17 protein-coding genes, 1 tRNA gene and 4 pseudogenes are annotated in these 24,825 nt (G+C 67.2%); 15 read left to right on the top strand and 7 right to left on the bottom strand.

Annotated features, from left to right (window positions below):
• Nucleotides 1–52 precede the first annotated feature (52 nt).
• Both AB0398_RS30775 and AB0398_RS30780 read right to left on the bottom strand, forming a co-directional pair.
• The gene (locus AB0398_RS30775) at nt 53–286 is read right to left on the bottom strand and encodes a hypothetical protein (RefSeq protein WP_366378944.1); all 234 of its coding nucleotides are present in this window, start codon (nt 284–286) and stop codon (nt 53–55) included.
• Between the two features lie 114 nt (nt 287–400).
• Entirely contained in the window at nt 401–3,067 is a 2,667-nt protein-coding gene (locus AB0398_RS30780; protein ID WP_366379009.1) for a Helicase associated domain protein, read from the bottom strand.
• A 337-nt stretch (nt 3,068–3,404) separates the two neighbouring features.
• Between AB0398_RS30780 and AB0398_RS30785 the strand changes: the two genes are divergently transcribed.
• The 4 genes and pseudogenes from AB0398_RS30785 to AB0398_RS30800 all read left to right on the top strand — a co-directional run bounded on the left by AB0398_RS30785 (nt 3,405) and on the right by AB0398_RS30800 (nt 5,543).
• Nucleotides 3,405–3,489: transfer RNA gene (locus AB0398_RS30785), tRNA-OTHER, on the top strand.
• Nucleotides 3,490–3,869: 380 nt separating this feature from the next.
• A complete protein-coding gene (locus AB0398_RS30790) occupies nt 3,870–4,034 on the top strand; it encodes a hypothetical protein (RefSeq protein WP_366378945.1) in 165 nt (54 codons plus the stop codon).
• Nucleotides 4,035–4,271: 237 nt separating this feature from the next.
• Nucleotides 4,272–4,469 (top strand): annotated as a pseudogene (locus AB0398_RS30795) (helix-turn-helix transcriptional regulator); the annotation flags it as partial.
• Nucleotides 4,470–5,048: 579 nt separating this feature from the next.
• Complete coding sequence (locus AB0398_RS30800) at nt 5,049–5,543, top strand: hypothetical protein (RefSeq protein WP_366379011.1); 495 nt, start codon at nt 5,049–5,051, stop codon at nt 5,541–5,543.
• Between the two features lie 229 nt (nt 5,544–5,772).
• Here the strand turns inward: AB0398_RS30800 and AB0398_RS30805 are convergent, their stop codons facing one another.
• Entirely contained in the window at nt 5,773–6,687 is a 915-nt protein-coding gene (locus tag AB0398_RS30805; RefSeq protein WP_366378946.1) for a hypothetical protein, read from the bottom strand.
• A 791-nt stretch (nt 6,688–7,478) separates the two neighbouring features.
• Here AB0398_RS30805 and AB0398_RS30810 point away from each other — a divergent pair.
• The 7 genes and pseudogenes from AB0398_RS30810 (at nt 7,479) to AB0398_RS30840 (ending at nt 12,247) form a co-directional block, all read left to right on the top strand.
• Nucleotides 7,479–8,063 carry a DUF308 domain-containing protein gene (locus AB0398_RS30810; RefSeq protein ID WP_366378947.1) on the top strand — a complete coding sequence of 195 codons (585 nt, stop codon included), beginning with the start codon at nt 7,479–7,481 and terminating at the stop codon, nt 8,061–8,063.
• A gap of 87 nt (nt 8,064–8,150) precedes the next feature.
• Nucleotides 8,151–8,603, top strand: coding sequence for an SHOCT domain-containing protein (locus AB0398_RS30815; protein ID WP_366378948.1), 453 nt, complete (start codon nt 8,151–8,153; stop codon nt 8,601–8,603).
• Between the two features lie 155 nt (nt 8,604–8,758).
• Nucleotides 8,759–9,175, top strand: a complete 417-nt coding sequence (locus tag AB0398_RS30820) for a hypothetical protein (protein WP_366378949.1) — start codon at nt 8,759–8,761, stop codon at nt 9,173–9,175.
• A gap of 80 nt (nt 9,176–9,255) precedes the next feature.
• Nucleotides 9,256–9,666 carry an STAS domain-containing protein gene (locus AB0398_RS30825; RefSeq protein ID WP_366378950.1) on the top strand — a complete coding sequence of 137 codons (411 nt, stop codon included), beginning with the start codon at nt 9,256–9,258 and terminating at the stop codon, nt 9,664–9,666.
• 76 nt (nt 9,667–9,742) lie between these two features.
• A complete protein-coding gene (locus AB0398_RS30830) occupies nt 9,743–9,928 on the top strand; it encodes a CsbD family protein (protein ID WP_366378951.1) in 186 nt (61 codons plus the stop codon).
• A 321-nt stretch (nt 9,929–10,249) separates the two neighbouring features.
• A pseudogene (locus AB0398_RS30835) lies at nt 10,250–11,015 on the top strand (transposase family protein).
• 246 nt (nt 11,016–11,261) lie between these two features.
• A pseudogene (locus AB0398_RS30840) lies at nt 11,262–12,247 on the top strand (IS630 family transposase).
• Nucleotides 12,248–12,556: 309 nt separating this feature from the next.
• Here AB0398_RS30840 and AB0398_RS30845 read toward each other — a convergent pair.
• Nucleotides 12,557–15,814 (bottom strand): RICIN domain-containing protein, encoded by a 3,258-nt coding sequence (locus tag AB0398_RS30845; RefSeq protein ID WP_366378952.1) that lies wholly within the window; start codon nt 15,812–15,814, stop codon nt 12,557–12,559.
• Nucleotides 15,815–16,159: 345 nt separating this feature from the next.
• On the opposite strand from AB0398_RS30845, the pseudogene AB0398_RS30850 reads away from it, so the two are divergent.
• Nucleotides 16,160–16,925 (top strand): annotated as a pseudogene (locus tag AB0398_RS30850) (transposase family protein).
• Between the two features lie 366 nt (nt 16,926–17,291).
• Here AB0398_RS30850 and AB0398_RS30855 read toward each other — a convergent pair.
• The 3 genes from AB0398_RS30855 to AB0398_RS30865 all read right to left on the bottom strand — a co-directional run bounded on the left by AB0398_RS30855 (nt 17,292) and on the right by AB0398_RS30865 (nt 19,591).
• Nucleotides 17,292–18,134, bottom strand: coding sequence for an alpha/beta hydrolase (locus AB0398_RS30855; RefSeq protein ID WP_366378953.1), 843 nt, complete (start codon nt 18,132–18,134; stop codon nt 17,292–17,294).
• Nucleotides 18,131–18,724 carry a TetR/AcrR family transcriptional regulator gene (locus AB0398_RS30860; protein WP_366378954.1) on the bottom strand — a complete coding sequence of 198 codons (594 nt, stop codon included), beginning with the start codon at nt 18,722–18,724 and terminating at the stop codon, nt 18,131–18,133. The genes AB0398_RS30855 and AB0398_RS30860 overlap by 4 nt, the downstream gene beginning before the upstream one ends.
• Before the next feature lie 525 nt (nt 18,725–19,249).
• Nucleotides 19,250–19,591, bottom strand: a complete 342-nt coding sequence (locus AB0398_RS30865) for a hypothetical protein (RefSeq protein ID WP_366378955.1) — start codon at nt 19,589–19,591, stop codon at nt 19,250–19,252.
• A gap of 210 nt (nt 19,592–19,801) precedes the next feature.
• Here AB0398_RS30865 and AB0398_RS30870 point away from each other — a divergent pair, with 210 nt between their 5' ends.
• The 3 genes from AB0398_RS30870 to AB0398_RS30880 all read left to right on the top strand — a co-directional run bounded on the left by AB0398_RS30870 (nt 19,802) and on the right by AB0398_RS30880 (nt 24,804).
• A complete protein-coding gene (locus AB0398_RS30870; RefSeq protein ID WP_366378956.1) occupies nt 19,802–20,671 on the top strand; it encodes an IS5 family transposase in 870 nt (289 codons plus the stop codon).
• A 72-nt stretch (nt 20,672–20,743) separates the two neighbouring features.
• A complete protein-coding gene (locus AB0398_RS30875; RefSeq protein WP_366378957.1) occupies nt 20,744–21,073 on the top strand; it encodes a hypothetical protein in 330 nt (109 codons plus the stop codon).
• A 251-nt stretch (nt 21,074–21,324) separates the two neighbouring features.
• Nucleotides 21,325–24,804, top strand: a complete 3,480-nt coding sequence (locus tag AB0398_RS30880) for a hypothetical protein (RefSeq protein WP_366378958.1) — start codon at nt 21,325–21,327, stop codon at nt 24,802–24,804.
• Nucleotides 24,805–24,825: the final 21 nt, after the last annotated feature.

The following is a 24,825-nucleotide window of genomic DNA, read 5'->3' on the forward strand; positions in this document are numbered from 1 at the left end:
GGAACTCCTTCGGATACGGCTTGGGCACTGCGACATCCTTCCAGGCCGCCTCTCAGCAAGCCAGGTCAGGTGTCACCCAACCCTGCAGCAGTCCCGTCGCCGCAATCCAGGCGGCATGAGACACACGATATGGATGGGTCTGAGCGTCGTCGACAGCCAGCTCACTCTCGGGCTGAACCTCCCAGGGAGCTGGCGTTCTCTCGCCCGTGGTGAGCTCGGAAAGCGCTTTTACTCGCTCCAACAACACAAGAAGCGCACGCAGATGACGTTCTTCCTCTTCATCCATGAAGGGAGCGTAGAAGGCCCAGCACGATACAAACGAGCGAGTTTGCCAGCCCGGCGTCAAGCACGATGCGCACCGCGAAGATACCGAACCTGACGCCCGGCACCTTCCGCCCGCTCATACCCACTCGACTCCCAGCTTCCGTAGCGCGTCGCGTTGCTCCTGGTCCAGTTTGTCGCGCCGGGTCTTGGTGTTAGAGACCCATACGCCCAGTTTGATGGTCACCGGCTCCGTCTCGCCGTCGATCTCGATCTGTTCGCTGTGCCCCCTCGGCACCGGCCGGTCGCCCTCGCGCTCGACCCACTGCGTGAGGGCCGTCAGGCCGCGCTGGAACGCTGCCTGGGCCTTGCTCGGGCCCTTCGTCGTACAGGCGGCTGCCGGGGCGGGAGACGGGGCCTGGTCGGGTTGTACGCCCAGCTTCGACAGTCGTTCCTGCTGCTCGGGGAGGAGCTGCGTCCAGGTGCCCGGGTTCTTCTGCCGCTGCAGCCATCGTCCGATGTCGTCGCCCTCGAACAGCACGCCGGGTTCGATGGCCGGCAGGACGCCGTCGGCGTCGACCAGGTCGGCGAGGACGCGGTAGTGGCGCTGCCAGTCCAGTGGCCAGGGACAGTTCCAGTCCTCGTCGACCGCGGCCAGCTGCTGTGCGCGCACGGCGGCCCGCTCTGCGTCCTTCCCCAGACCGCTCTTCCGGCGCAGATTCGCCATCTGCTGGCCGATGGGCACCATCGCCTCGCCCTCGCCCCACACCGCGTCCTGACGCGGCGCGAGGTGCCCGGTCGCCCGCCGGTAAGACCGCAGCGCGGCGAGCTTGTTCTCCCATGCCTCCTCGCCCGGTTCCCACACCATCCCGGCCTCCGGCGCGTCCAGGAGGACCTTGCGACGGTCCTCGAGCTCGCCGGCGCGCAGGGCCTTGCGTTGCTGGTGCACCCACCGGCCCAGCGGAAATGACTTCGTGGCCCCGACCTCGACCTCGACGTCGTAGGGAACGGCGTAGAGGCCGGTGATCTCGTTCTCCTTCCGCCATCGCAGCAGGGCCTGGTAGCCCTCCAGCCACACCAGTGACTCCGGCCGGTAGACCCGGGTCCGCAGGAACGCCGCGATGGTCGCAGCGTCGCGCGGGCTGGAGAAGTGCAGCAGGGCCGACTCGGCAGCGGCGTCGGTGTCCTCGTCGTGCTCCTGGTCCTCGCCGTCGCTCGCGCCGGCGGCGCCGACGATCCGCCCGTCCTCGTTCCGCTGCACGTGGACCTTGCGCTTCCCGCTCGTGAGCGCCCGGGAAGCGAGCTGCTCGACGAGGCGCTCATCGTGGCTGCGCAGGCCCTGGAGCACGGCCACGAGCGGCTTGTAGCTGGCGGAGGCGACCATGTCGGTTGGGTCCTCGTTCGGTTCCAGGAAGATGGGCACGATGATCCTGGCGACCTTGGTGGACCCATCGCGGTTGAGGCGGAGCGCGCGGCCGATGTTCTGGACGATCTCGACCTGGGAGCCGCGAGTGTCGGCGAAACACACGGCTTCCACGCCCCGCTCGCCGGTGATGTCCACGCCTTCCCCGAGCACGCGACAGCTGGCGAGGAACGCCCGGTGGACCCGCCGGTTGTTCGCGTCGATGCCGTTGGCGAACTGCCGCAGCACCTCGCGCCGCTCGGCGACGAGATGGTCGCCGCACAGCCACGCCGACCACACCCGCTCCGGTGGGACGTGACGGCCGGCCTCCAGCTCGTAGAACTCCGCGTCGATCGACGACTTCGGCAGCTTGCCAGCGGCGGCCAGGTCCTCGTCGGAGGCGTCGGTCACGTACAGCTCGGCCGCCGTCTCGGGCAGCTTCTCCGCGAACGCGGCGGCTTCTTCCACCTTCTGGTGGAACGTCATGACCGTACGGAGGTTGTACGCGGCGGCGTGCTCCAGGAGCGCGGTCTGCAGCAGCGCCAGGCGCCGGCCGCGCCGCGCTTCCTCGGACTCGCCGAGGGCGGGGGAGGGGTCGCGGATCTCCAGGACGTCGATCTCGAACCCGGCGAGGATCTCCCGTTCGATCGCCTCCGACAGGCCGAGCTCCGCGATCCACGCGCCGTAGGTCCCCTCCGGGTCGTCCGACATCGTCGCGAGCTCCACCTCCTGGCCGTTCGCACCTTTCTGCGGCCGGGGTGCGGCGAGGATGCGCGGGGTCGCGGTGAGGTAGAGCCGGAAGTCCGCCGGGATTCGGGCGTTGTCGTGGATCGCCGCCCACGGACGACCAAGATCACCGGCGGTTCCATGCGCCTCATCCACGATCGCGAGGTCGAACCCGTCCATGCGCTGGCCGTACAGGCGCTCACCGCCCGCCAGAGCTGCCTCCAGTGGCCCGCGAACCTTCCGCTGCCCCTCGGGAGCGTCCACGTCCTCACGGTCCACGAGAGAGGCGTAGGTGGCGAACACGACGACCGGCCCGTGCCCGGCCCACAGGGAGAGCTGGATGGGGTTGGTGGTGGTGCGCACCCCCAGCGAGTTCAGCACGGGGTCGTTCTCCAGCGAGCACACCGCGACCATCGGGGCCCGGTGGCCCACCAGGCGCCACGCCTGGGCGGTCTGGGCGAGCAGGTCCAGGGTCGGGACCGTGACGAGGATCCGGCCGTCCGTGAAGCTCTCCAGCGCGCACGCGGCCGCCGTGATCGTCTTGCCCGAGCCGGTCGCTGACACGATCGTGGCACGGGCACCCCGCGGGGGCGCAGATGATCTTGCAGGGAATCCCACCCACCTACGAAACGCGGAGCGCTGATCTACCTGGTGTTCCTTGAGCTGAATCGCTGAAATTTCTATGCTTCCCCTGAGCCTGAATTCCCGTGGTTTTTCAGATGGCCGCGTGCGGAGTGCAGGCCGCACCGAGGTCGTTCCAGATCGACGCATCCGCCTTGTGCCAGCCACCCGCTTCCCGTCCTTGGAGGGCGGCTTGTCGTCCGGGTCGTAGTGCCCGGCATCGAGTGTGCAGACCACGACGTCCCCGTCCGCGTTCCGCGTCCGTGCCGTGCACGGGCCGCCAGCCTCGCCCAGGGCCTCCAGCACCCGGCGCCGCGCCGTGGTGTGGGGGTGAACGGACTACCACCTGCAAAAGGAGGAGCGCCACCGGCCGGAGTACGGATACGCTGCGCCCGGCCACGCGTCGTCCAGCGGCCCAGGACACCGCACTCGGGTTCGCCCCGATGCGGAAACCCCGGTTCGAATCCGGGTGCTGGCCAACCCTGCCCGGCTTACGACCGCCACGCCCGTGTCCCAGCCGTCCTCGAACACCTCGCCCCGAGAGGCCGGCGCCATCCCGCCCGGCTCCACCACCTCGCACTGCGCCCCGGCGACCGCCCCGGCCTCCAACGCGGCCACCAGGTCGTCCGCCTCGCTCGCGGGCACGCTGTGGATGGGGGCAGCAGTGGCATTGGATGGGCGTCAGCAAGGACGAGCGGGTCCAGGCCTGCTCATGCCGTGCAGCGATGGTGATCATGGCTGTCATGAGGTGACCAAGCTGCTGCCGTAGGCTGCCCATCGCGAGGGTGGCCGGCTGCCATGGGCGCGCCTGTTCGCAACCAGCAAGGCGGAGCGCGCACGCACTGGTCCCAGCACTGCCGTGGCGGTCGAAGCGCAGCTCGTCACCGAGGCCGGCGAGTGCCCCGGCGAGGTCCTGGTCTTCATGCAAGGCGGCTACCTGTCGTGGCTGGAAGTCTGTTCCTGGAGCGACGACATCGAGGTGACCCTGGCTGTTGCGCGGCGCTGGCTCCAGACGCACTCTTGATCTCCAACGACCAGAGTTCAGCGGTCTCTGCGACACCACCGACATCACGGGTTCAAGTTCAGTAGTGTCGGGTGGCGCTGGCCGCGGTGCGGGTGTTGGCGTGCTTGTGCTTCGTGCTCTTGGAACCGTTTCGGGCTCATCAGCGTGCAGATACTGGGAGCGCCGGGGAGTCGTGCCTCCTCGGGTGATGCCCTCATGGGCCGGCAGATGAATACGAGTACGGACCACATGGCTTCGATGCATGATGATGTAGCGGACTTCGCGTTGTTGCTGAGGCGCCTGAAGGAGCGTACCGACCGCAGTTATGCGGCACTGGCCCGCCGGATGGGCGTGCATGCCTCCACCTTGCACCGCTACTGCTCGGGGGAAGCGGTGCCGCAGGACTTCGCCGGGATCGAGCGGTTCGCCGCACTGTGCGGCGCCTCTCATGAAGAACGCATGGAGCTGCACCGCAGGTGGATCATGGCCCACACCACACGGCAACGCTCACGCCCCTCCGATACCCGCCAGGCTTCTGCGGCCCACACCACCACGGGCGCAGCTGCCCCCGTCACCCTTGCGAGCAATGCCGCGGCGACTGTCTCCGCAAGCGGCTGCGACTCGCTTGGGGTGACGCCCAGTCCCGTCACACCGGCAGACCGGCGCCCCAAGCCCACCTCAGCGCCCTGGCCGCTGCGGCCGCCCGGGCGCCTTCGACGGCAGCCTGTGCGATCGAGAGTTCTGGCGGCCTTGGCCCTCGCCACGGCCCTCGGGTTCACCGCATCTGCCGCCGGCCCCCTCCCGGCGTCGGCCACGCGCCCAGACAAGTCCGGGTCGAACTCGGCAAGCGCTGGTGCGGCCCCACAGGCGGCTCCTTTGACCTGGACCGCCAACTCCCACATACGCGGACTCACCGGCTGCGGAGAAGAATACGTCGTCGCCAGGCCGCCGCAGCAGGTTCCGCCGCCGCCGTACCCGGAGGACATCGCGGCGTGGATTGGCTCCCAGCGAGCAGTGCACGGGGGCACTAGCGGCGTGCAGATCACAGTGCAGGGACGTGGCTCCGCCGCCGTCGTCCTGGAGGCTCTGCACGTACGCGTGGTCAACCGTGCCGCCCCCGCTGCCGACCGGGGCAGTGTCTACGTCCTAGACGACGGCTGCGGCGCCGGCATCACACCCCGCTTCTTCTCCGTAGACCTCGACGCGCACCAGTCCCTGGTCCGTTCGATGCCCGGCGACGATGCGGGCACCAAGATTCCTGCAATCGACTTCCCTTACCGGGTGTCTTTGCAGGAGCCCGAAGTGCTGATGGTCTCCGCGCTCAACGAGTCCTGCACCTGCGACTGGTACCTCAACCTCGACTGGTCGTCACAAGGCCGTACCGGCACGGTCCGTATCGACGACAACGGCCGCCCCTTCCGCAGCACCAGCACCAAAGGCCTGCCGGGCTACCGGTACGACCGTGTGTATCACCAACCCGGTCGCTGGGTCCCGATCCCCGCAGCCAACCTGTCGAGCACCGGCGGCTGACGCAGTAAATGGCGTGTGCGACAACCGCTGCGCCTACGGGGGCCTGCCGTGGTTCACGGCACTGGCACAGAGTGGATGCCAGGGTCTCGGGTTCCTTTTCCTGATGCCCTGGGCCGCGCCCCGCCATCTCGGTGCACCGCGCAGTAGGCCGGCCGATATTGGCCATCGGCGCGCTGCCGGCCCGCTTCCGGCGCGGGCCGGAAGCGGAGCAGGCGAAGCGGATGTGGCGTCAGCGGGCGCTCGTAGCACGGATGTCAGTGACATCACCGAACACTGGCTCCAGCTCCACGACGAGATCGGTCCTCACCGTCGGCGCCTCCCCACCGCCGAAGTTGTGGGTGACGACGATGTCACGGCCATTGCGGCTCTCACTCACCGTCCAGTCCACCGGGACGTTCTGGGCTCGCAGCACACCGTCCACCTTGTTCTTCTTCTCCCAGGCCTTCAGCCGCTTGGCGAAGGCGGGCGCGAGGTAGTGCGCACGCAACGCCCCGGCCAGCGCGGCGTCAGGGCCCTTCGGGTCGCCCTTCGCGTCGACGTACGCGCCGTAGAAATCGGCGACCCGGGTGACCGGGTCACCGGTCCTGCCGCTGACCGACCGCACCGAGGCGGACGCCTTCACGGGGGTGCTGTTCGTTGTGCGGATGTTGATGATGTCGCCGGTCGCCTCCTGCTCCACGACGAACCTGGTCGTCGTGGTGGGTGACTCTCCGCCGCCGAATGCCAGGGTGACGACGGCCTCGAGACCGGTGGCGCCCTCGCTCACCGTCCAGTCCACCGGGACGTTCTGGGCTCGCAGCACACCGTCCACCTTGTTCTTCTTCTCCCAGGTTTTCAGCCGCGCGGCGAAGGCGGGCGCGAGGTAGTGCGCACGCAACGCCCCGGCCAGCGCGGCGTCAGGGCCCTTCGGGTCGCCCTTCGCGTCGATGTACGCGCCGTAGAAATCGGCGACCTGGGTCACCACTTCACCATTGAAGCCGCTGACCGACCGCAGCGCGGTGGACGCCTTCGCGGATGTCTTGGCGGGGGCGGCGGCCTGTGCCGTCGCCTGCGTCGACGCGCCGAGCCCGACGGCCAGGACGAGCCCGGCAGCCATGGCCGCGCGGCGGCCGGGACGACGACGTGCGTGGGTATTGCTGCTCATGTCGTGTCTTCCTTCTCATCGTGGTTCTCATGGGATCGCTCCCGGTCGCCACCAGCCGGCACCGGCTCCCCCGCCGAACGCGGGGGCACGAGGTCGCCGGGAGCAGAGCGCCGCACGTCGGGCACATAGGTGCCCGGTACGCAGAGACATGGGGGAGCCGTCGTCAGCTGCTGCCGGGGCCTTCGAATCACCCTGGCCGGTGCGACTCCCACAGCTTCGAAGACGCCGGGGACCCACCGCAACCACCACCGCCCAGCCCGCAACGACGCAACCGTCTCACCCGCCCTGAGCTGCGCGGACAAGCACTGCCTGAGACGCCGTCCTGAGATGCGCAGACGTGCGCCTGGTTATGGCGGGCATCGGGCACGGTCTCAGGATCCGGCGTGTGCCACAGGCCGATACGGTACATAGGGGCAGTCCGCTCTCTCTTGAGCGCCTTGTGTCCGACTTGTCACTCACTGTGCGACCGGCTTTCCGCAGGACAACATGCGCGGAGCGGGGTACGGTCAAGAGGTATATATGGGATATAAAGGTCATTACATTCCCAACCTTTATAAAGAGCGCCAACCGGGCAGGCGATGTCATTCGGAGGACGACCCAGGTCACGCCCGCAGGCCGCCTGTCTTATATGCGTGAAGCCGCCTCGCTCCGTCCCCCGGTGAGGCTGCGGCGTCGCCGGGAAGCGCATCGGCACGCAAAGCGCTTCTCCATTGCGTGAAGGAGGAGACATGGCCTCTCCATCCGGGGCTGCGTCCCGGGCCGGACAGAGCTCCCCAGCGGACGGAACCGTCTTGACGGACCGCTTGTCCCAGAGGGCCGGTTCTTGGGCCTGGTTCCTCGCCGGATCGATCACCACACTGGTGCTGGGCACCTTGGCATTGGTCTGGCCGGATGTGACCATTCACGTCCTGGGCGTGCTTATCGGCTTGTACCTGCTGGTCACCGGGGCCTTCCGCTTCGTCACGGTCTTCGGCCGCCGGGATACCGCCGACCGGCTTCCGGGACTACTGGTGAGCCTCCTGCTCCTCCTGGGCGGAGTACTGTGCTTGCGCCACCCGTTCCAGACGGTTGCGGCGCTCTCCCTAGTCGTAGGCGCCGTCTGGTTGCTCTCCGGAGTTATCGCTCTGTACGGCGCCCTGGCCGCGGAGGAGTTGCCGAGCCGGGGTCTGGTCGCCGCGGTCGCTTCTCTCGGCATCGTCGCCGGCATCGTGGTCCTGGCGCTTCCAGCCGAGTCGGCCCGGGTCCTGACCAGGCTTACCGGCCTCTGGCTCGTATTGCTCGGCCTGGCAGAGACCGCACTCGCCCTGGCGTGGCGCTCGAGCCTGCACCGGCCTGCCGATACCGCCCAGGCGGACGACCTTGGCCATCCGATCTGACGGCCGCATCCCGCACACGACCGGAATCCGCGTCAGACATCTCGGCCCCCAGCGGCGACCGCCGCGGTGTGGAAATGGAGAGGGAACATGTACCTGGCCTACGACTTCCCGCTGCTCAGCGTGTTCTGGAGCATGCTCTGGTTCTTCCTGTGGATCCTGTGGTTCATCCTGCTCTTCAGGATCATCACGGACATCTTCCGCGACCACGACATGAACGGATGGGCCAAGGCCGGCTGGCTGGCCTTCGTCGTCCTGCTCCCGTTCCTGGGAATCCTGGTGTACGTCATTGCCCGCGGCAAGGACATGGGCCGCCGCGAGATCGCCCAAGCACGCGCCCAGCAACAGGAATTCGACTCCTACATCCGCAAGACAGCCACCGGTTCACGACCTTCCAGCAGCGTGGACGAGCTGGCCAGACTCTCCGAGCTGCGCTCGAGGGGCGACATCACGGATGAGGAGTTCCGCCGGGCGAAGGCACTGATCCTCACCGACGACCAGGCCACTGCCGCACAACCTTCACCGCCCGCCGCGGGACGCTGAACCCCCAAGGACCGGATCCCCGTCAGGAGCGGCCCCACGGGAGGAACCGCACACCAGGCGCAAGGCCCGTCTCCCGCGCAGCTCGACTCCAGGAAGAACCCTCCGTGAAAGGCAAGGCTTCCGCGCCCAGCACCACCACGAAGCGAGGCATTCCCATGACCACCACACACTCCACCGGCTCCGCACGCCAGATGTGGGCGGGAGGACTCACCGTCTTCGGTGCCGTCATGCTCGGCATCACCGGACTCGTCGGCATCTTCAGAGGAATCATGGCCATCGCCGAGGACGACGTCTTCCTCACGACGCCGAACTACGTCTTCGAGTTCGACTTGACGTCATGGGGTTGGATCCACCTGATTCTCGGCATCGTCGCCGTCGTGGTGAGCTTCGGCCTCTACACGGCGGCCACATGGGCGCGCGTCGCCGGCGTGGGCATCGCAGCACTCGTCATCATCGCGAACTTCCTGTCGCTGCCCTACTACCCGGCCTGGTCGATCCTGATGATCGCCATGTCCGCGGTCATCATCTGGGCCCTGTGCACGGTCAGGCGCGACGACACCGCCCTGCACTGACCACTCAGAGCTCCTCCCGTGCTGCCGTACCCCGTGGCAGGCACAGTGCCTGCCACGGTCGGATGCCGAGGTGAAACGGCATGGATGATCATCGAGCGCGAAAGAACACCACACCGACCCGCCTGGTATGCGTCGAGGGCTTCCCGGTCTGGATCAGCGCCGATGAGACAGCCTACGTCCGCTACGAACCGACTGGCACACCCGCCACGACGCTGCTCAGCGCAGGGGGTGAATTCGACGCCAGCAGTGCCGACTGCCTGCATGAGGCCCTCACCGCGACACACACCCCACAGACCGAACGAACCCTTCTCGATCTGACGCACGTCACCTTCGCGGACACAGCGTTCGTGCAGGAGTTGCTCACCGCGCACCGCCGGCCCGGACGCCTGATCCTCATCGGTCCCCTCACGCACCCGGTCCGCGTCGCCCTCGATCTCTCCCCTGACACCTACAGTCTTTTCTTCATTTCCCCGGAGGACTCCTGCGGCTGAAGCCTTTATCCTGTTTGTCCGCAATGAATCCGGCACCAACCAGGCAGTTGAACATTTTGAAACAGGGAGGACGAAGATGAGCAGCGCCACAGATAAATTCAAGGGAAAAATCAAAGAAATCACCGGGAAGGTCACCGGTGACCGACGGCTGGAGGCCGAAGGGAAAACTGACCAGGCGCGAGCAAAATCTCAGGAAGCCGTCGATGAGGTTCGCGAGCGCACTCGGGGCATCAGGGATTCATTCAAGCGTAAGCGCTCCTGATGCGGACTGGCGTAGAACAGTCGACCTGCTTTTCCTGCTGATATTGAAAACCGGGTACATACGCTACTGTCGATCAAGCAGAACCGTGCCTGCGCGACAAACTTTTCATGCGGAATGCAGAACTATTTGAAAGAAATAGGAAGCGATGAAGTGTCGACTGCATGAACCCTAGCGACTGCAAGAGGTTACTCCCTATCTGTCGCTTTCCTCCCATCCCGGAGGAGAGATCGAGATCAGTGAACCTTTCTCATCCTGGGTTCTGAGGCTGATGACGAGGGGCTGATGAGAGTTCGTGACGTGACAGGGCTCCTGGTCGTTCGGTTGGTGATCTCACTCATCAACGTCTCGACACAGGAGCCCTGTTGGTCCTGTATCGTGCCATGCTCGACATCCCACATGAGGTGGTTGAGCATGTTTCCTGGCTCATCTACGCCCGAAGGCGTGAACTGTGTTCGCGCTGGCGGCGGCTGAGCTGCTTCCAGCAGGCCCTCCTTGTGCTGGTACACCTGCGCAAGAACGAGACGCTGCACCAGGTGGGAGCCGTGTTCGGTGTTTCCACCGCCACGGCCGGCCGGTACGTGACCGAGGCCGTCGACATCCTGGCCGACCAGGCACCCACCCTGCTGGACGCGTTGCAGGGCCATGACCCGAACGAGTTTCTCATCCTTGACGGCACCCTGATCAGGACCGACCGGGTGGCCGCCGACGAGCCGTACTACTCGCAAAAGCACCGCCACCACGGGATGAACGTCGCGGTCCTGGCCCGTCCGGACGCACCCACGACCTCACGGCCGCCCGCGCCCACGGAGTGATTCAAGCGTGCCTGACCAGGCAGATCCTCGTCCTGGCCGATCGCGCATACCGCGGAGCCGGTGCCACGGTCCGCACTGCCTACTACGGCCGCGACCTGCCCGAACGGTACGCGCGGTTCAACCGGGACCACGCCCGGCTGAGGGCGCCCGGTGAGCGAGCCTTCGCCCGCCTCAAGCAATGGCGGATCTTCCGCAAGGCCCGCTGCAGCCCGAACCGGATCAGCCGGACCATCGCCGCCATTCACACCATCGAGACCGCCTGGCGATCAGGATGAGAAGGGTTCAGTGGGACAGGTGAAGGGTGGAGGCATGGGGAAGTCCAATAACGTGGCTTTCAGGGTTATTGGCGCTGCCATCGCCGTTTTCGGTCTCCTATGCGCTTTTGGTGTCTTTTGATGGTTTAATGCCCTACGTTCCTTTATTGATCCGAAACGGTTTGGGTTTCGGGTCGTTGGGTGGGTGTGAGCGATCTGGTGGGGGACGCGCGGCGTCTGTCGCCGTCGGCGCAGGAAGCCCTGCGGCTGCGTGCGGTGGCCGTGCTGGTGGCGGGACGGGACCGCGAGGATGTGGCCGCGGTCTTTGGGGTGTCGCTGAAGGTGGTCGACCAGTGGTGGGCGAAGTGGCAGGCCGGCGGGCGGGAGGCCCTGGTCATGCGTCCTCGCGGCAAGCCGGTTGGTGTGCACCAAGTGCTCGGGGAGGCCGAGCAGGCCGCCGTGCGGCAGGCCGTCCTCGACCACACCTCATCCGGCCTGGGGCTTTCCGGTCAGCTGTGGACGCGGGGCTGACAGGCGAGCTGATCTTCAAGCTGTACCGGGTCCGCTTCACCGAGCCGGGAGTGGGCAAGTACCTCAAGCGGTGGGGACCGACGTTCCAGCGGCCGGACAAGCGGGCGGTCGAGCAGGATCCGGTGGCGGTCCGGATCTGGCGCGAGGAGACCTGGCCGGCGATCCGGGCCAGAGCGAAGGCGGAGAGCGCCGAGGTGCTGTTCGCCGACGAGGTCGGCATCCGATCGGACCAGGTCACCGGCCGCACCTGGGGAGCCAAGGGTCAGACGCCGGTCGTGCACCGCACCGGGAACCGGTTCTTGGTGAACGCGATGTCCGCGATCAGCACCAGGGGGCGGATGCACTTCATAGTCTTCACCGAGTCGTTCGACGCGAAGGTCATGTGCCGCTTCCTCGCCCGGCTTGTCGGGAACTTCGACCGTAAGGTCCACCTGGTCGTCGACCGGCACTCGGCCCACCGCTCGAAGGCCGTCCGTGCCTGGCTCGCCGACCACGAGGACCAGGTCGAGCTGCACTTCCTGCCCTCGTACTCACCCGAGCTGAACCCGGACGAGCTGGTCAACGCCGACCTCAAACGCAGCCTGCCTCACACCCACCGGGCCAGGAACCAGACCGAACTCGCCGCCGAAACCCGGCGGTTCTTCCACCGCAGACAACGCCAACCTGGCATCGTGCGCGGATACTTCGGCGGCCGGCACGTCTGCTACGTCATTGACGAGTGAACACCATGAGTTTCTGATCAATAGCGGCGTGCGGCGAACCTTCCGTCGGGCCGCTTGTGCAGCCATCCACGGTCGGCGAGCTTGGTCAACTTCGCCCGTAGCGGCTCCAGCTTCCCGCGCAACCCCACCTCCAGTCCCAGCTCCTCGCCGACTGTCCTGACCTGCACCGGACCATCGGCGGTTCGATGCAGCAGCCTCCGGGTGCGGACGCACCCGTGTCAGGAGGCGCCCGCGGCGGGACGCACCCGTATGGAACGCGACGGCCCGGGCAGACGGACTGCCCGGGCCGCGTGTTCAGCGGGGTGGTCGCTACCCCGCGTTCCTGAGGAACACGGAGGTGAGCGGTGCGGTGTGGGTGGAGTCCACGCCTGCGCCCGCCGTGAAGTCGGCCTTCTCGCTGCCGTTCCAGTCGGCGATCGGGCTGCCGCCCTGGGTCAGGTGCTGGAAGCGGGACGGGTCGCCCGGCGCGGAGCCGAACTGGTAGACGGGCTGGGCGCCCGCGCCCGTCTTCCCGTACGGCAGGTAGTCCGTGTACGGGCCGCCCGGGGTGAGCTGCTTGGAGAGGGTGTTGTTGTGGAAGACGTTCTGCGGGCCGGAGGAGCCGGACCACTTGAGCGCCTTGGCCCCGGCGGCCCACCAGATCGGGTACCAGGTCCCGGCCTCGACGTCGCCGCCCTCGCCGCCGCAGCGGGCGGTGCAGTTGCCCGAGTAGTGCTCGTACGGCACGCGGACGGTGTTGTTCTCGAAGAGGTTGCGGCGCTCCCAGCCGCCGTGGAGGTTCAGGTCGGAGTCGAAGTCGTTGCCGTAGACCACGTTGCCCGAGGCCGACCACTGCAGGGTGAAGTGGCGCAGGTTACGGGTGGTGTTGAGGGCGTAGAGGGAGTCCCAGACGCGGCTGCCGCGGAAGTAGCCGTTGCCGCCCTTGCCCTTGTTCCAGGCGCCGTCGAGGTGGTTGCGCTCGAACTGGAGGTTCTTGGCGACCTCGGTGACGATCGGGTGCGATCCGGTCATCTCCGCGCGGACGCCGCGGGCCCAGGAGTCGGCGGCCCACTTGAAGACCAGGCCGTGCATGGCGTATGCGGGGGCCAGGTTGCCGTAGTTGTGCCGGGCCTGTTCGAGGGTCATCCCGGGCATGTCCTGGGTGAAGGAGAAGTTCTCGAACCCGACGCCGACCACCATCTTCAGCGGGGTGACCTTGCTGGGGTAGACGGTGTCGTCGATCGCGGCGGAGCCGTCCGAGGTGGAGTCCACCGGGAGGTCGAACTCCAGCGGCTTATCCAGGGTCAGCGTACGGTTCGCCGCATCGACGGAGCTGATGCGGAAGACCTGCTGGCGCATGTGCAGGTTCTCGTACCGGCCCTCGTCCGTGGCGCTCTGGAGGGCGTAGAACTTCCGGCTGTTAGCGGCGCCCACCCACACGTGCCCGCCGACCGGGAAGCGGGCCGGGTCGGCCTTGGCGTCGAGGTGGACGACCCGGTCGCCCTCTTTCGCGGAGAAGCCCGGCGCGGCCGCGGAGGTCCGCAGCTTCACGCCCGAGGCCCAGTGCTGGTTGACCGAGCCCTCGAAGAGGTCCTTGCGGTTGGCGGGGGCGGCGGCCAGCTCGTCCGCGTACCGGGGGGCGACCTCGCGGGTCGAGACGCGGAACAGGCCGCGGCCGGGCCACATCCAGCCGCCCTTGCCGGTGTCCGCGCCCGACCCGTAGGACATGGCGTCCTGGTCCCAGCGGCTGCCGTCCGAGGTCAGGGTGTCGTACTTGGTGCTGTCGTCGGGGCGGAACACGATCCGGGTGCCCCCGGGCCGGGCCGGGTCGCTGCCCTGGCCGCGGATGGTCAGGTAGCTGGCGTCCACGGAGATCTGGCGGCTGACGTTCAGCTTGCCGGCGGGCAGGGTGATCAGCGACAGCCGCTCGAACTGCGCGACGCCCCCGCACCGGGTGCGGATGTCGTCGATGGCCCGCTGGATGCCGGCGGAGTCGTCGGCCTCGTCGTCCGGCTTGACGCCGTAGGTGCCCTCGAGCTCTTCCGGGGTGATGCGGCAGGCCTCGTCTCCGGTGTGCTGCGCCTCGCCGGGCAGCGGGCTGCCGCCGCGGTAGCCGGCGGCCGACCAGTTCGGCATGCCGGGCAGCTGCGCCTTGCGGTTGTAGGCGCTCAGGAGCTGGGAGGGCGGGTTCGGGTTCGCGGCGGCCTCGGAGGTGTACCGGTGGCGGCCGATGGTCTCGATGGCGCGGTGGGTGGAGCCGCCGAGGGGCAGCTCGTAGAAGTCGACGGCGACGTAGTTGGGCGTCTTGCGGGCGGCCGGGCCGCAGATGTTCAGCGCCCGGTCGACCAGGGAGTCGCCGTTGTCGATGGCGGCGGTGATAACGGTGGGAGCGTCGCGGAACTGGTTCATCACGAACAGCGGGGTGAAGCCGGGCTCCTGCCGCGTGAGCGGGATCTCGTCCCAGCGGGTGTAGCAGTCCTTGTTGCCCGCGAGGCCGCCCATGCTCCAGTAGTTCTCGACCGTCCAGTCGCGCTGGGCGCGGACGCCGACCTCGGGGACGTCGCCCTTGTCGGAGAAGATCAGCAGCCGCTTGCCCAGCCCGCGCATCTGGGACAGGGTCGGCCAGCCGTGGGTGCCCACCCCCTGCGCCACGGGGTCGAAGACCAGTTCCTTCAGGCCGGGTACGGCGCTCATCTCGCGGGCCATCTTCGCCCGGTCGGCGACGTAGTCCTCCAGGAAGACGGTGACGACGGCGTCGCTGTCCTTCTGGAGGAACTTCACGATGTCGCCGAGGCCGTACTCGAAGCGCCGGTCGCCGCCGATCGAGCACGTGCCGTGGCACATGCGCAGCGGGTCCTCGACGGTGGCTCCGTCGTCGTAGACGTCCAGCATCATGCCGCGGACGCCCTCGTCCAGCTGGGTGGCCATGCTGCGGGACTGGTTGGGGAAGGAGTAGCCGTCGCCGTAGGAGTTGAAGGCGTTGTGGCTGGTGAGGAACGTCGCCTGGTCGAGCCGGGGGTCGGCCGGCGGGGTGTACTCCTCCAGCACCAGGTCGGTCAGGTGCCAGTGGCCGCGGCCGGTGTCGGCTTCGGCGCGGCTGCCGAGGGCGAGCTGGACGCCGCTGTTGGACCTGCCGCCCGCCGTGGTGGGGGACGTGAGGTACTGCTCGCCGCCGGGCGTCTTCAGCAGGTAGGTATCGGCCTGGACCTGGTCGAACTCCCAGGTCGTACCGTCACCGCCGCACAGCTTCAGGACCGCGAGTGTGCCGTCGAGGCCGATGCAGTAGGCACCGTTGACGTTGCTCTTCAGGTAGTACGAGGCGCCGGTCACGGCCTCGAACCACCACTGCTGCCCGTGCCGGCCGCCGTACGTGAACTGGAGGATCTTGCGGCCCTCCTCCATGTCTCCGGCCTCGGCGTCCACGGCGAGGCCGTTCATGGCGTTCTGTATCTGGACCGGCCCGAGCCGGTTGGGCGGTCCCGGCGCGGCGACGGCCGCCCCTGGGAGGACGGAGGCGACGAGCGCGGCCGTAAGCGCGGCCACGGCTGTGAAGACCAGCCGCATGCTGCGGCGATCTCTGTTGAACATGGGAGGAGGCACTCTCTCTCGGAACGGCAGGTGGGACCCCGGCCTGCCGCCCGGGCCGCGGGGCCCGGCTCGGCGCGAGCACCCCGGCTGGCCAGGCGGTCCCGCACCTGAACCGGACGGAAGTCCTCGAACCTGGGAACGAGCACTCTAGCGCCGTAAAGTGACTGGGTTTTGCCCCGAGGTGAACGAAGAGTGATCAAGCCGCCCATAGCCGCCGTTCGGCCGTCACGCGGTTCTGCCGTCATCCCGCCGCGGGGTCAGTGAACCTTTCTCATCCTGGGTTCTGAGGCTGATGACGAGGGGCTGATGAGAGTTCGTGACGTGACAGGGCTCCTGGTCGTTCGGTTGGTGATCTCACTCATCAACGTCTCGACACAGGAGCCCTGTTGGTCCCGTATCGTGCCATGCTCGACATCCCACATGAGGTGGTTGAGCATGTTTCCTGGCTCATCTACGCCCGAAGGCGTGAACTGTGTTCGCGCTGGCGGCGGCTGAGCTGCTTCCAGCAGGCCCTCCTTGTGCTGGTACACCTGCGCAAGAACGAGACGCTGCACCAGGTGGGAGCCGTGTTCGGTGTTTCCACCGCCACGGCCGGCCGGTACGTGACCGAGGCCGTCGACATCCTGGCCGACCAGGCACCCACCCTGCTGGACGCGTTGCAGGGCCATGACCCGAACGAGTTTCTCATCCTTGACGGCACCCTGATCAGGACCGACCGGGTGGCCGCCGACGAGCCGTACTACTCGCAAAAGCACCGCCACCACGGGATGAACGTCGCGGTCCTGGCCCGTCCGGACGCACCCACGACCTCACGGCCGCCCGCGCCCACGGAGTGATTCAAGCGTGCCTGACCAGGCAGATCCTCGTCCTGGCCGATCGCGCATACCGCGGAGCCGGTGCCACGGTCCGCACTGCCTACTACGGCCGCGACCTGCCCGAACGGTACGCGCGGTTCAACCGGGACCACGCCCGGCTGAGGGCGCCCGGTGAGCGAGCCTTCGCCCGCCTCAAGCAATGGCGGATCTTCCGCAAGGCCCGCTGCAGCCCGAACCGGATCAGCCGGACCATCGCCGCCATTCACACCATCGAGACCGCCTGGCGATCAGGATGAGAAGGGTTCAGTGTGACTGCGGACAAGTGCGCAGGTCATGCGATGGCCAGCCTCGCCTGTTACACCACCTGCCAGGCGCCTCCGTTCAGGGCCGGGCGAAGACGTCGTGGGTTCCGATCCGACGCCAGATGATGTGCCGGTCCCCGGTTATCCGTGCCCGGCCGTACGATCACGTCGCCCGCCCGTCCGGCGCCCAGGTCAGCTCGTAGACCCCCGGGGCTATAGGATCTCGCGATCCACGTCATAGAGCATCGCCGTGACCTGCTGCTCTTCAGGCTGTCTCAGACAGTGACGGATGAGTTGAGTCTCAGGATCGTGTCGCTTCCTTCGACCGCCTCCGACGGAGTCGAGCAGGTCATGCGCGATTCAGATCGAGGTTCTGAGGGCCTTCCGCAGGAGCTCGCCGAACTCTGCGGGGTGCGTGGTCAGTCCGATGTGCCCGCCGGGGAAGTGCTGGAGCTCTGTGCCGAGACGCTCGGCCAGGAAAGCTGCCGAGCGGTGGGGCAGCTCACCGCGTGAGTCCTGCCCACCGGCGATCACGAGCCGGTCCGACAGCCCCTCCAGCCGGCGGATGTCCGGCGTGTAGGACATGAAGCTGGGCACGATCTGCCCGACGAAGTACGGCAGGTTGTCCATCGTCTGCTCGGCCCGCGCCGTTGCTTGGGGCGGAAGTTTGAGCTCGCCCTTCGGCTCGGTGGTGTCGCTGTCCTTCTTCAGGCCCGCGGCGAACACGGCCATTGCCGGCATGAGCCCTTGGGTGCGGAACGTGTCCTGCACGTGTGCGATGAGTGCGCGGTGTTCAGCCGCGTCCGGCAGGACCTCCACTACTGGCGGTTCGTGCGCCACAACCCGTGCGATGCGTTCGGGGTGGGCGGTGAGCAGGTGCAGGGCGGCGATCGCGCCCGAACTGGCACCGAATACTCGGGCGGGCTCGCCGGGCGACAGCAGTTCCAGTATCCGGAACGCGTCATCGGCGTGCTCGGCCACCTGCTGCTCGGCGTCGGGGTCGTCCAGCGTGCTGCGGGACATGCCGCGCGGGTCGTAGGTCGCGACTGTGTATTCGGCGGCCAGGTTGTCGGCGATGCCGTCGAAGGATGCCGCGCCGCCCGTCCCTCCGGGAATCAGCAGCAGGAGCGGGCCCTGGCCTCGCACTTCGTAGTGCAGGGTCGCGCCATTCACACGCAGGCTGCCTATGGTCGGGGCGGTCATGAGGAGTCTCCTTCTCGGGACGGGGGCCAGTGCTCCAGGAGGGCGTGCAGGGCGTCGAGCGCGCGGGTCCAGGACTGCTGCGGCGAACGCTTGTGCGCGAAGCCGCCCGCCGCCTCCAGGGCGACGAACCCGTGGAACGTGCTGCGCAGCAACCGGACCGCGTCGGTCAGGTCCGGCTCGGCCAGCCCGTAGCCGCGCAGCATGCCGTAGGTCAGCTCGACCGCCCGCCGTGGTCCGGGCGCCTTCGCGGCCAGCTCGGGGTCGATCCGGATCGGGCTTTGCGTTGCCATGTAGCGGCCCGGATGCTGGTGGGCGTACTCCCGCCAGGCATCCGCGAAGGCGACAAGCGCATCCTTGCCCGCTCGCCCGGCGGTCGCCTCCGCGATACGGATGGTCTTCTCGTCCGCCCCCAGCAGCGCGATCCGACCGCGCAGATCCTCCAGGCTGCGCACGTGCGTGTAGAGGCTCGCGTCCTTCACGCCCAGCCGCCGCGCCACCTGCGACATAGTCACCTGGTCGAGTCCGACGTCGTCCGCCAGCTCTGCGCCCGCGACCGTCACCCGCTCCGCTGTCAGCCCGGCCCGCACCATGCACCCTCCCGTAATCCTTGAGGCCCTAGTTTTATCCTAGGACCCCTAGGAAGACAATCGGGGGCATCACGCGGTAAGCCAGTCCTCTGACCTGGGCGGTCTCACGGCCGATGTCATATCCGATGTCGATGCGACATCGGCCGTGAGATTCCGACACGGGATTTGAAATCCCACAGGGGCGGAGCGCACCCCCTTGATACGCAGGCCCGGATGGAAGTGGCGTCCGGTGCGCAGGTCGGGGACGAAGGCCTTGAGGACGGCGCGGTGGAACCGCTGGCGCTGTGCGGGGGTGAGGCGGTGAAGGTCGACGGTGAAGCGGGGCAGCGTCTCGTACGTCCGCACGGCGGTCCTCCAGGAAGCACGAAACCCCCGGCCGCAGTGGCCGGGGGCGAAGGGGCAGTCGTATGAGGAAGAGCTGTCATCTGGCGCGAGCTGCGGTGTCGACAGGGACCAAGGCACGGGAACCTGGAGAGGTGAAGCCCTCCAGCGGGGCCGGCCTCCTCGTCAAAGACCGGCCCGTGCCCGTCACGGGATGAAGGACTGGAGCAGCATCACGAGCGCCGAGGTCTCGTCGGTGAGCTGCTCCAGGAGCTCCTTCTCTATCCCGTTGCGGAGCTCGCCGTGCAGGTGCCTGAGCAGGCCGGCCTTGAGGGACGGGTCTGTGCTCTGGATCTGCGTGCGGAGATGCGCGACGAGTGCGCGCAGGTAGTGGGTGAAGCGCCGGCGGCCGGGCTGGTCGGGCTGCTGGGTGTTGTTGACGGTCACGGGTCCCCCTGCGGGTGAGTGCGAGCTGAGCTGACGGGTGATGAGGGCGCGGTGGATCGCCGCACGGCTGGTCGCCTTCACGGCGACGGCGCGCAGTGGCATGAAGTGGCTGCGAGAGGTGCCACGGGGTGGCTCGGGACGGACGGCGCCCCGGTGTGCGCAAGACACGGCTTCCTCCTTTTGGGAAGGGAGCCGGACCATGGAGCACGCGGCGTGCTTACGTCGCGTCCTGGCAAACAGGCCGTCCCCGGGGCCTAGGCCGTGTTTTGAAAATCGGCTCGGCGCCTCGTCCCGCATCGCGATGATCTGGGTGTGGGGCGAGGGGATCTTTCTGACGAACAGTGGGCTGTGCTGGAGCCGTTGTTGCCGGTCGCGGTGCTGGGGCGGCCGTCGTTGGGCCGGCGGAAGCTGATCGACGGGATCCGGTGGCGGGTGAGGACCGGTGCTCCGTGGAGGGATCTGCCATTGGAGTACGGGCCGTGGCAGACCGTCTACGGACTCTTCCGCCGCTGGCAGCGCGACGGCACCTGGCCCGGACTACTGACTCGGCTGCAGACTCGGGCGGATGCGGCTGGGTTGATCACGTGGGAGGTCAACGTCGACTCCACGATCTGCCGGGCTCATCAGCACGCCGCGGGTGCCCGCCGCGACGGCCAGGCCCAGAACGAACCGCCGGGCGGAACCTCAATCGAGCCCGACGACCACGGACTGGGCCGGTCCCGGGGAGGCTTCACCACCAAGATCCACTTGGCCTGCGAGCAGGGCCAGCGACCGCTGTCTCTGCTGGTCACCGCAGGTCAGCGCGGCGACAGCCCTCAGTTCGTCGCCGTTCTGGAAGGCATTCGGGTGCCCCGCACCGGACCCGGCCGTCCCCGTGTCCGGCCGCTGCGGGTGCGGGGCGACAAGGCGTATTCCTCCCGCGCCAACCGGGCCTACCTGCGAAAGCGCGGAATCCGCTGCACGATCCCGGAGCCCGCCGACCAGGCTGGCAACCGCAAGCGACGCGGGAAGGCCGGCGGGAGGCCTCCGGCCTTCGACCGCGAGGACTACAAGGCCCGGCACGCGGTCGAGTGCGGGATCAACCGGCTCAAGCGCAACCGGGCGGTCGCCACCCGGTTCGACAAACTCGCGGTCCGCTTCGAAGCCACCGTCCTGATCGCCGCCATCGGCGAATGGCTGTGACCGGCCCGAGCTGTCGGTTCCGCATGCCATGCTGACCGCGACCAGGGCCGGCAGGGTGAGGGAGAGACCACGATGGGGGCTCAGTACTACGGCGCCGACAGCGAGAACGGCGACCGCATCGACGACCCCTCCGAGGACGCGCTGTTCACGCTGATCAGCGACCTCAACAACTCCGACAACACCTTCGTCGTCGTCCAGCCCGACGAGGACGACCCCGTCTGGTTCGCTTCCGTGGCCGTCCTGGACGGGGGCGGCTACGAGATCGTCCGCCGTGACACCACCCGCAACGAGCACGAGGTCACCACGGCGACCGGCATCAACGACATCGCCCGTGACCTCACCATCTGGATGGCCGCCCGAGACTTCCCCGGACGGCCAAACAGGCAGGTCACCGCGTTCTAAAACACCACCTAGTCGTACGTCTGTTCGTGGCGCGTGAACTAGAGCTGATTTCCAGTCAAGTTATGTCTCTATAGCAATACTTACTGGCTGGTACGCAAGTAGGGCGATGTCACGCGCTGCTATGGTCCCGCACCAGAAGCGCAGTACGCGTAGCTCTCACACCTCACACCTCATTACACAGGTCACGCGAGGGACATCCCGGACGTGCCCATTGGCTTCGCGCCTATGTCCCTCAAAGCAGGAGCTCAACCATGACCGCGTACTCTCGTAACCGCGTGTCTGTGCCGGCTGATACTCCAGCCCACCGATACGACGCTCTCCTCGGCTGTCTCTCCCGGCGCATCGTCGACCAGGCCACGGGTACGTCCATCCCCACTGGCGCGAGACTCTTGGATCAGCCGCAGAAGCAACTGTGGCTGGGCATGCTCGCCAGCGAGGCGAAGCTCGTCGCCGAAACCAACGCTGGTTTCCGCGGGCTTCAGATCACCCCTCCGGCCCAGGGCTTCTCCTTTCGTGTGCGGACACTGCCTGAGACCCTCACCATCGAGGTCGCGGCATCGGTGTTCATGGCCTTGCACCCTACGGTGGACGAGCAGCGTGCCTCCACGACCACAGCGTCCAGGACGGGTGGTACGACGGCGGGTGCCGGCGCGAACACAAAGGTGACCGCCGTGTCTGCCGACGGTCGTCCCCCTCGTGTCGGCCAAGTCCCGGGAGGCGGACGTGGCACGAAGTACCCACTCGCTGCCATCTGGACACACGTAGCGATGGAACCTGTGCGGATTCCCGTCTCCTTGCCTTCCGCGAAGGTGCTGTCCATGCGTGTCGGTGAGGAACAGATCGCCGCGGCCCTGCGCGCAGCCGCCCTAAGCCAGGATCACCAGTTCTTCCGGCAGCGCCTGGGCGCCCCGGCAAACGGATCCCTGCCCTATGACCATGACTTGGTCGACGAGCGAACGTGGGCCGCGTACAGCGCCCGCCACCTTGTCCCTGTTACGGAGGTCGCGCCTCCCCGGCACCAAGCGGCCGTAGAGATCGAGATCGCTCCCCTCGATGACGGTTTCGAGGTCTTCGTCGCGGTGGTGAACACCACCCCGGCTCCCAAGGACCAGCTCATCGATGGAACGCGCCCCTACGAGGAGGCGTACCTGGACACCCGGTTGTACCAGGTTGTCCTGACAGCGACGCTCGATGGACGCATCGAGCCGTATGAGCTGGAGCAGGTCGCCCAGTCACATCGATACGAGCGTTCGGTGCCGGCGTTTGGCCACGCCTCACCTGTCTCGCATCAAGAGCATGACGGACGCACCACACTGCGCACCGAGTTCGCCGCCACGGAACCGACCTGGCGCGCGTACCCCCGAGAGCGGTCAAGCGACGCGACTGGTCGCGAGGTCCCCATCGACACCACCTTCGACTCCTTGATCGCGAACCCGCTTGACACCGTCTCGACCCTGGTCAACCTCCTGGATGTCTGGGTGGATGACCACTGGGGCACTGCCGCGTTGGATGTTCTGCAGAAGACGCGAGGGTGGAACGACGAGGCACGCGCGGAGGCTGAGGCGGATGCCGAGGCCGCCCGCTCGGAAGCGGGCTGGGTCCGCGCGGGATTGGACATCCTGCGGAGTGATCCGAGCGTGCGAGACGCGTTCGTGGCGGCGAACAAAGTGGTCAAGGCCGCCGCGAACGGCGAGTACGACAGTTGGCGGTCCTTCCAGGTGGCTTGGATCGTCGGATGCCTGCCGGGCTTGGTAGATCCCAAGCGGCACCGAGAAGTCAACATCGTCTGGTTCCAGACAGGCGGTGGAAAGTCCGAGGCGTACCTCGGACTGATGCTCGTCACGCTCTTCTACGGCAGGTACACGGGGGTCACCCGCGGCACCCAGGTATGGGCCCGCTTCCCTCTTCGCCTGCTGGCCCTGCAGCAGACCGAGCGTTTCGCGAAGATGGTGATGAACGCGGAGGTCCTAAGGCGAAGGGACTCTCGCATCCGTGACACCGGGGCCTTCGGTATCGGTTACTTCGTCGGAGGCGGCAACACACCCAATCGGCTTCGCAAACCCGACGGCAGCAACTACAACAACAGCCTGGACCCCACCGACCCGAAGACCGCCGAGGCGTGCAGAGTCCTGGATGATTGCCCCATCTGCGGTCGAAGCCTCACTGTCAGGTGGGACGATCCGAGCCACACCATGCGTCACGTCTGTGAGAACCGTGACTGTGAGCTGGCTGGCGTCCTCCCCGTCTGGGGAGTCGATGACGACATCTACCGCCGGGCGCCCTCCGTGCTCGTCGGCACTGTGGACAAGCTCGCGCAGCTTGGTCAGAACCAGGCTTTCCAGATCCTGCTCGGCCGTCCGCATTCCCTCTGTCCACGGCACGGTTACTCCGCTAACCCCAACTGGTGCCCCATCTTCGGATGCAAGGAAGAGCGGCGTCCGGTTCCGAAGGGTTTTGGGCACATTCGGCTGGAGATCGCCGATGAGCTCCACCTCCTCGACGAGAGTCTGGGCGCGCTCGACGGCATGTACGAGTCGTTGCTGCAGAGGATCAGCGAGCACTTCAAGAACGATCCCTTCCAGATCGTCGGCGCCACTGCGACGATTGAGGGCTACCGAAACCAGGTGCGCCACCTCTATGACCGTGAGGCCCGGCGCTTTCCCGTCAATGGCCCTGAGGCGGGGGAGACCTTCTGGTCCACTACCCGTAAGGGTGACCCGCTACGTCGGTTCCTGGGAGTGCGCTCTCGGGCGAGCACCATGGTCACCGCCACTCGCGAGGTCGCGATGGTGCACGATCGATGGGTTCGCGACCTGCGTGATGATCCCAAGAGTGTTGTCGCCGAGGCGGGGTTGGACGCGGACAACGCTTCGATCGTCGAGGAGGCCCGGCGCGCGGGTGAGGATCTCTTCGAGGTCTTGGTCGCCTACTGCTTGCGTAATGAGGATCTGACTAGTTTCGTCAGGGATCCTGAGGTCCGTAAGTTGTTGGAAAGCGAGGACAACCTCGCCATCATCAATGGTGACACCAGCCCTGACGTGATCCGTTCGGCTGTAGGCCGGTTGCTGAGGCCTCCGTCGAACACTTCCGAGCGTGTCAAGATCATCGCCGCGACCAAGGCGATCGGACACGGTTTTGATGTCGCGAGGCTTGGTGTCATGGCGGTCATGGGCACGCCTACTCAGGCATCCGAGATCATCCAGGCGTCCGCGCGTGTGGGCCGTCGCTTTCCGGGACTGGTTGTCAACGTGATCAATCCCAGTCGGGACCGGGACGCGAGTGTCTTTCGTTACTACCCGGAGTGGATCCGCTACCTGGATCGTCTGGTGCACAAAGTGCCGGTGAACCGGGAGTCGGTACCCGTACTAAAGCGTGTCCTGCCCGGCGGACTGATGGCCTGGCTTCTGCAGGTCCTTGACCGGGACTGGATCACGGCAGGACGCAGGCGACGATCCCTGGCCGACTCGACGGCGTTCCGAGACGCCGTTAACGACGGATCAGTCAACCGATCCCAACTCGTCTCCCTCCTGCGCCACGGATTCGGCATCCACAGCACGAGCGTTTATCACCGCATGCACCGCGAAGCCATCGATGCCTGGGTCGACGACCACCTAGCCACACTTCCGCTTCGCGCGGAGGCGGGCAAGAGGCTCCCCGATCTGCTGCATCCATCGGTACCTCGGTCCCTGCGCGACATCGAGGAGCCCTTGACCATCTACGGCGAGTTGTAGCCGCGCACCGCTTCGCGTCGC

The sequence above is a fragment of the Streptomyces sp. NPDC086147 genome (genome assembly GCF_040702165.1).
Lineage (GTDB): Bacteria > Actinomycetota > Actinomycetes > Streptomycetales > Streptomycetaceae > Streptomyces.

Coding starts and splice junctions, on each gene's coding strand:
- AB0398_RS30775 (WP_366378944.1), bottom strand. CDS start 286: ATGGATGAAGAGGAAGAACGTCATCTGCGTGCGCTTCTTGTGTTGTTG.
- AB0398_RS30805 (WP_366378946.1), bottom strand. CDS start 6,687: ATGAGCAGCAATACCCACGCACGTCGTCGTCCCGGCCGCCGCGCGGCC.
- AB0398_RS30815 (WP_366378948.1), top strand. CDS start 8,151: ATGTACCTGGCCTACGACTTCCCGCTGCTCAGCGTGTTCTGGAGCATG.
- AB0398_RS30820 (WP_366378949.1), top strand. CDS start 8,759: ATGACCACCACACACTCCACCGGCTCCGCACGCCAGATGTGGGCGGGA.
- AB0398_RS30825 (WP_366378950.1), top strand. CDS start 9,256: ATGGATGATCATCGAGCGCGAAAGAACACCACACCGACCCGCCTGGTA.
- AB0398_RS30830 (WP_366378951.1), top strand. CDS start 9,743: ATGAGCAGCGCCACAGATAAATTCAAGGGAAAAATCAAAGAAATCACC.
- AB0398_RS30845 (WP_366378952.1), bottom strand. CDS start 15,814: ATGTTCAACAGAGATCGCCGCAGCATGCGGCTGGTCTTCACAGCCGTG.
- AB0398_RS30855 (WP_366378953.1), bottom strand. CDS start 18,134: ATGACCGCCCCGACCATAGGCAGCCTGCGTGTGAATGGCGCGACCCTG.
- AB0398_RS30860 (WP_366378954.1), bottom strand. CDS start 18,724: ATGGTGCGGGCCGGGCTGACAGCGGAGCGGGTGACGGTCGCGGGCGCA.
- AB0398_RS30865 (WP_366378955.1), bottom strand. CDS start 19,591: ATGCCACTGCGCGCCGTCGCCGTGAAGGCGACCAGCCGTGCGGCGATC.
- AB0398_RS30875 (WP_366378957.1), top strand. CDS start 20,744: ATGGGGGCTCAGTACTACGGCGCCGACAGCGAGAACGGCGACCGCATC.
- AB0398_RS30880 (WP_366378958.1), top strand. CDS start 21,325: ATGACCGCGTACTCTCGTAACCGCGTGTCTGTGCCGGCTGATACTCCA.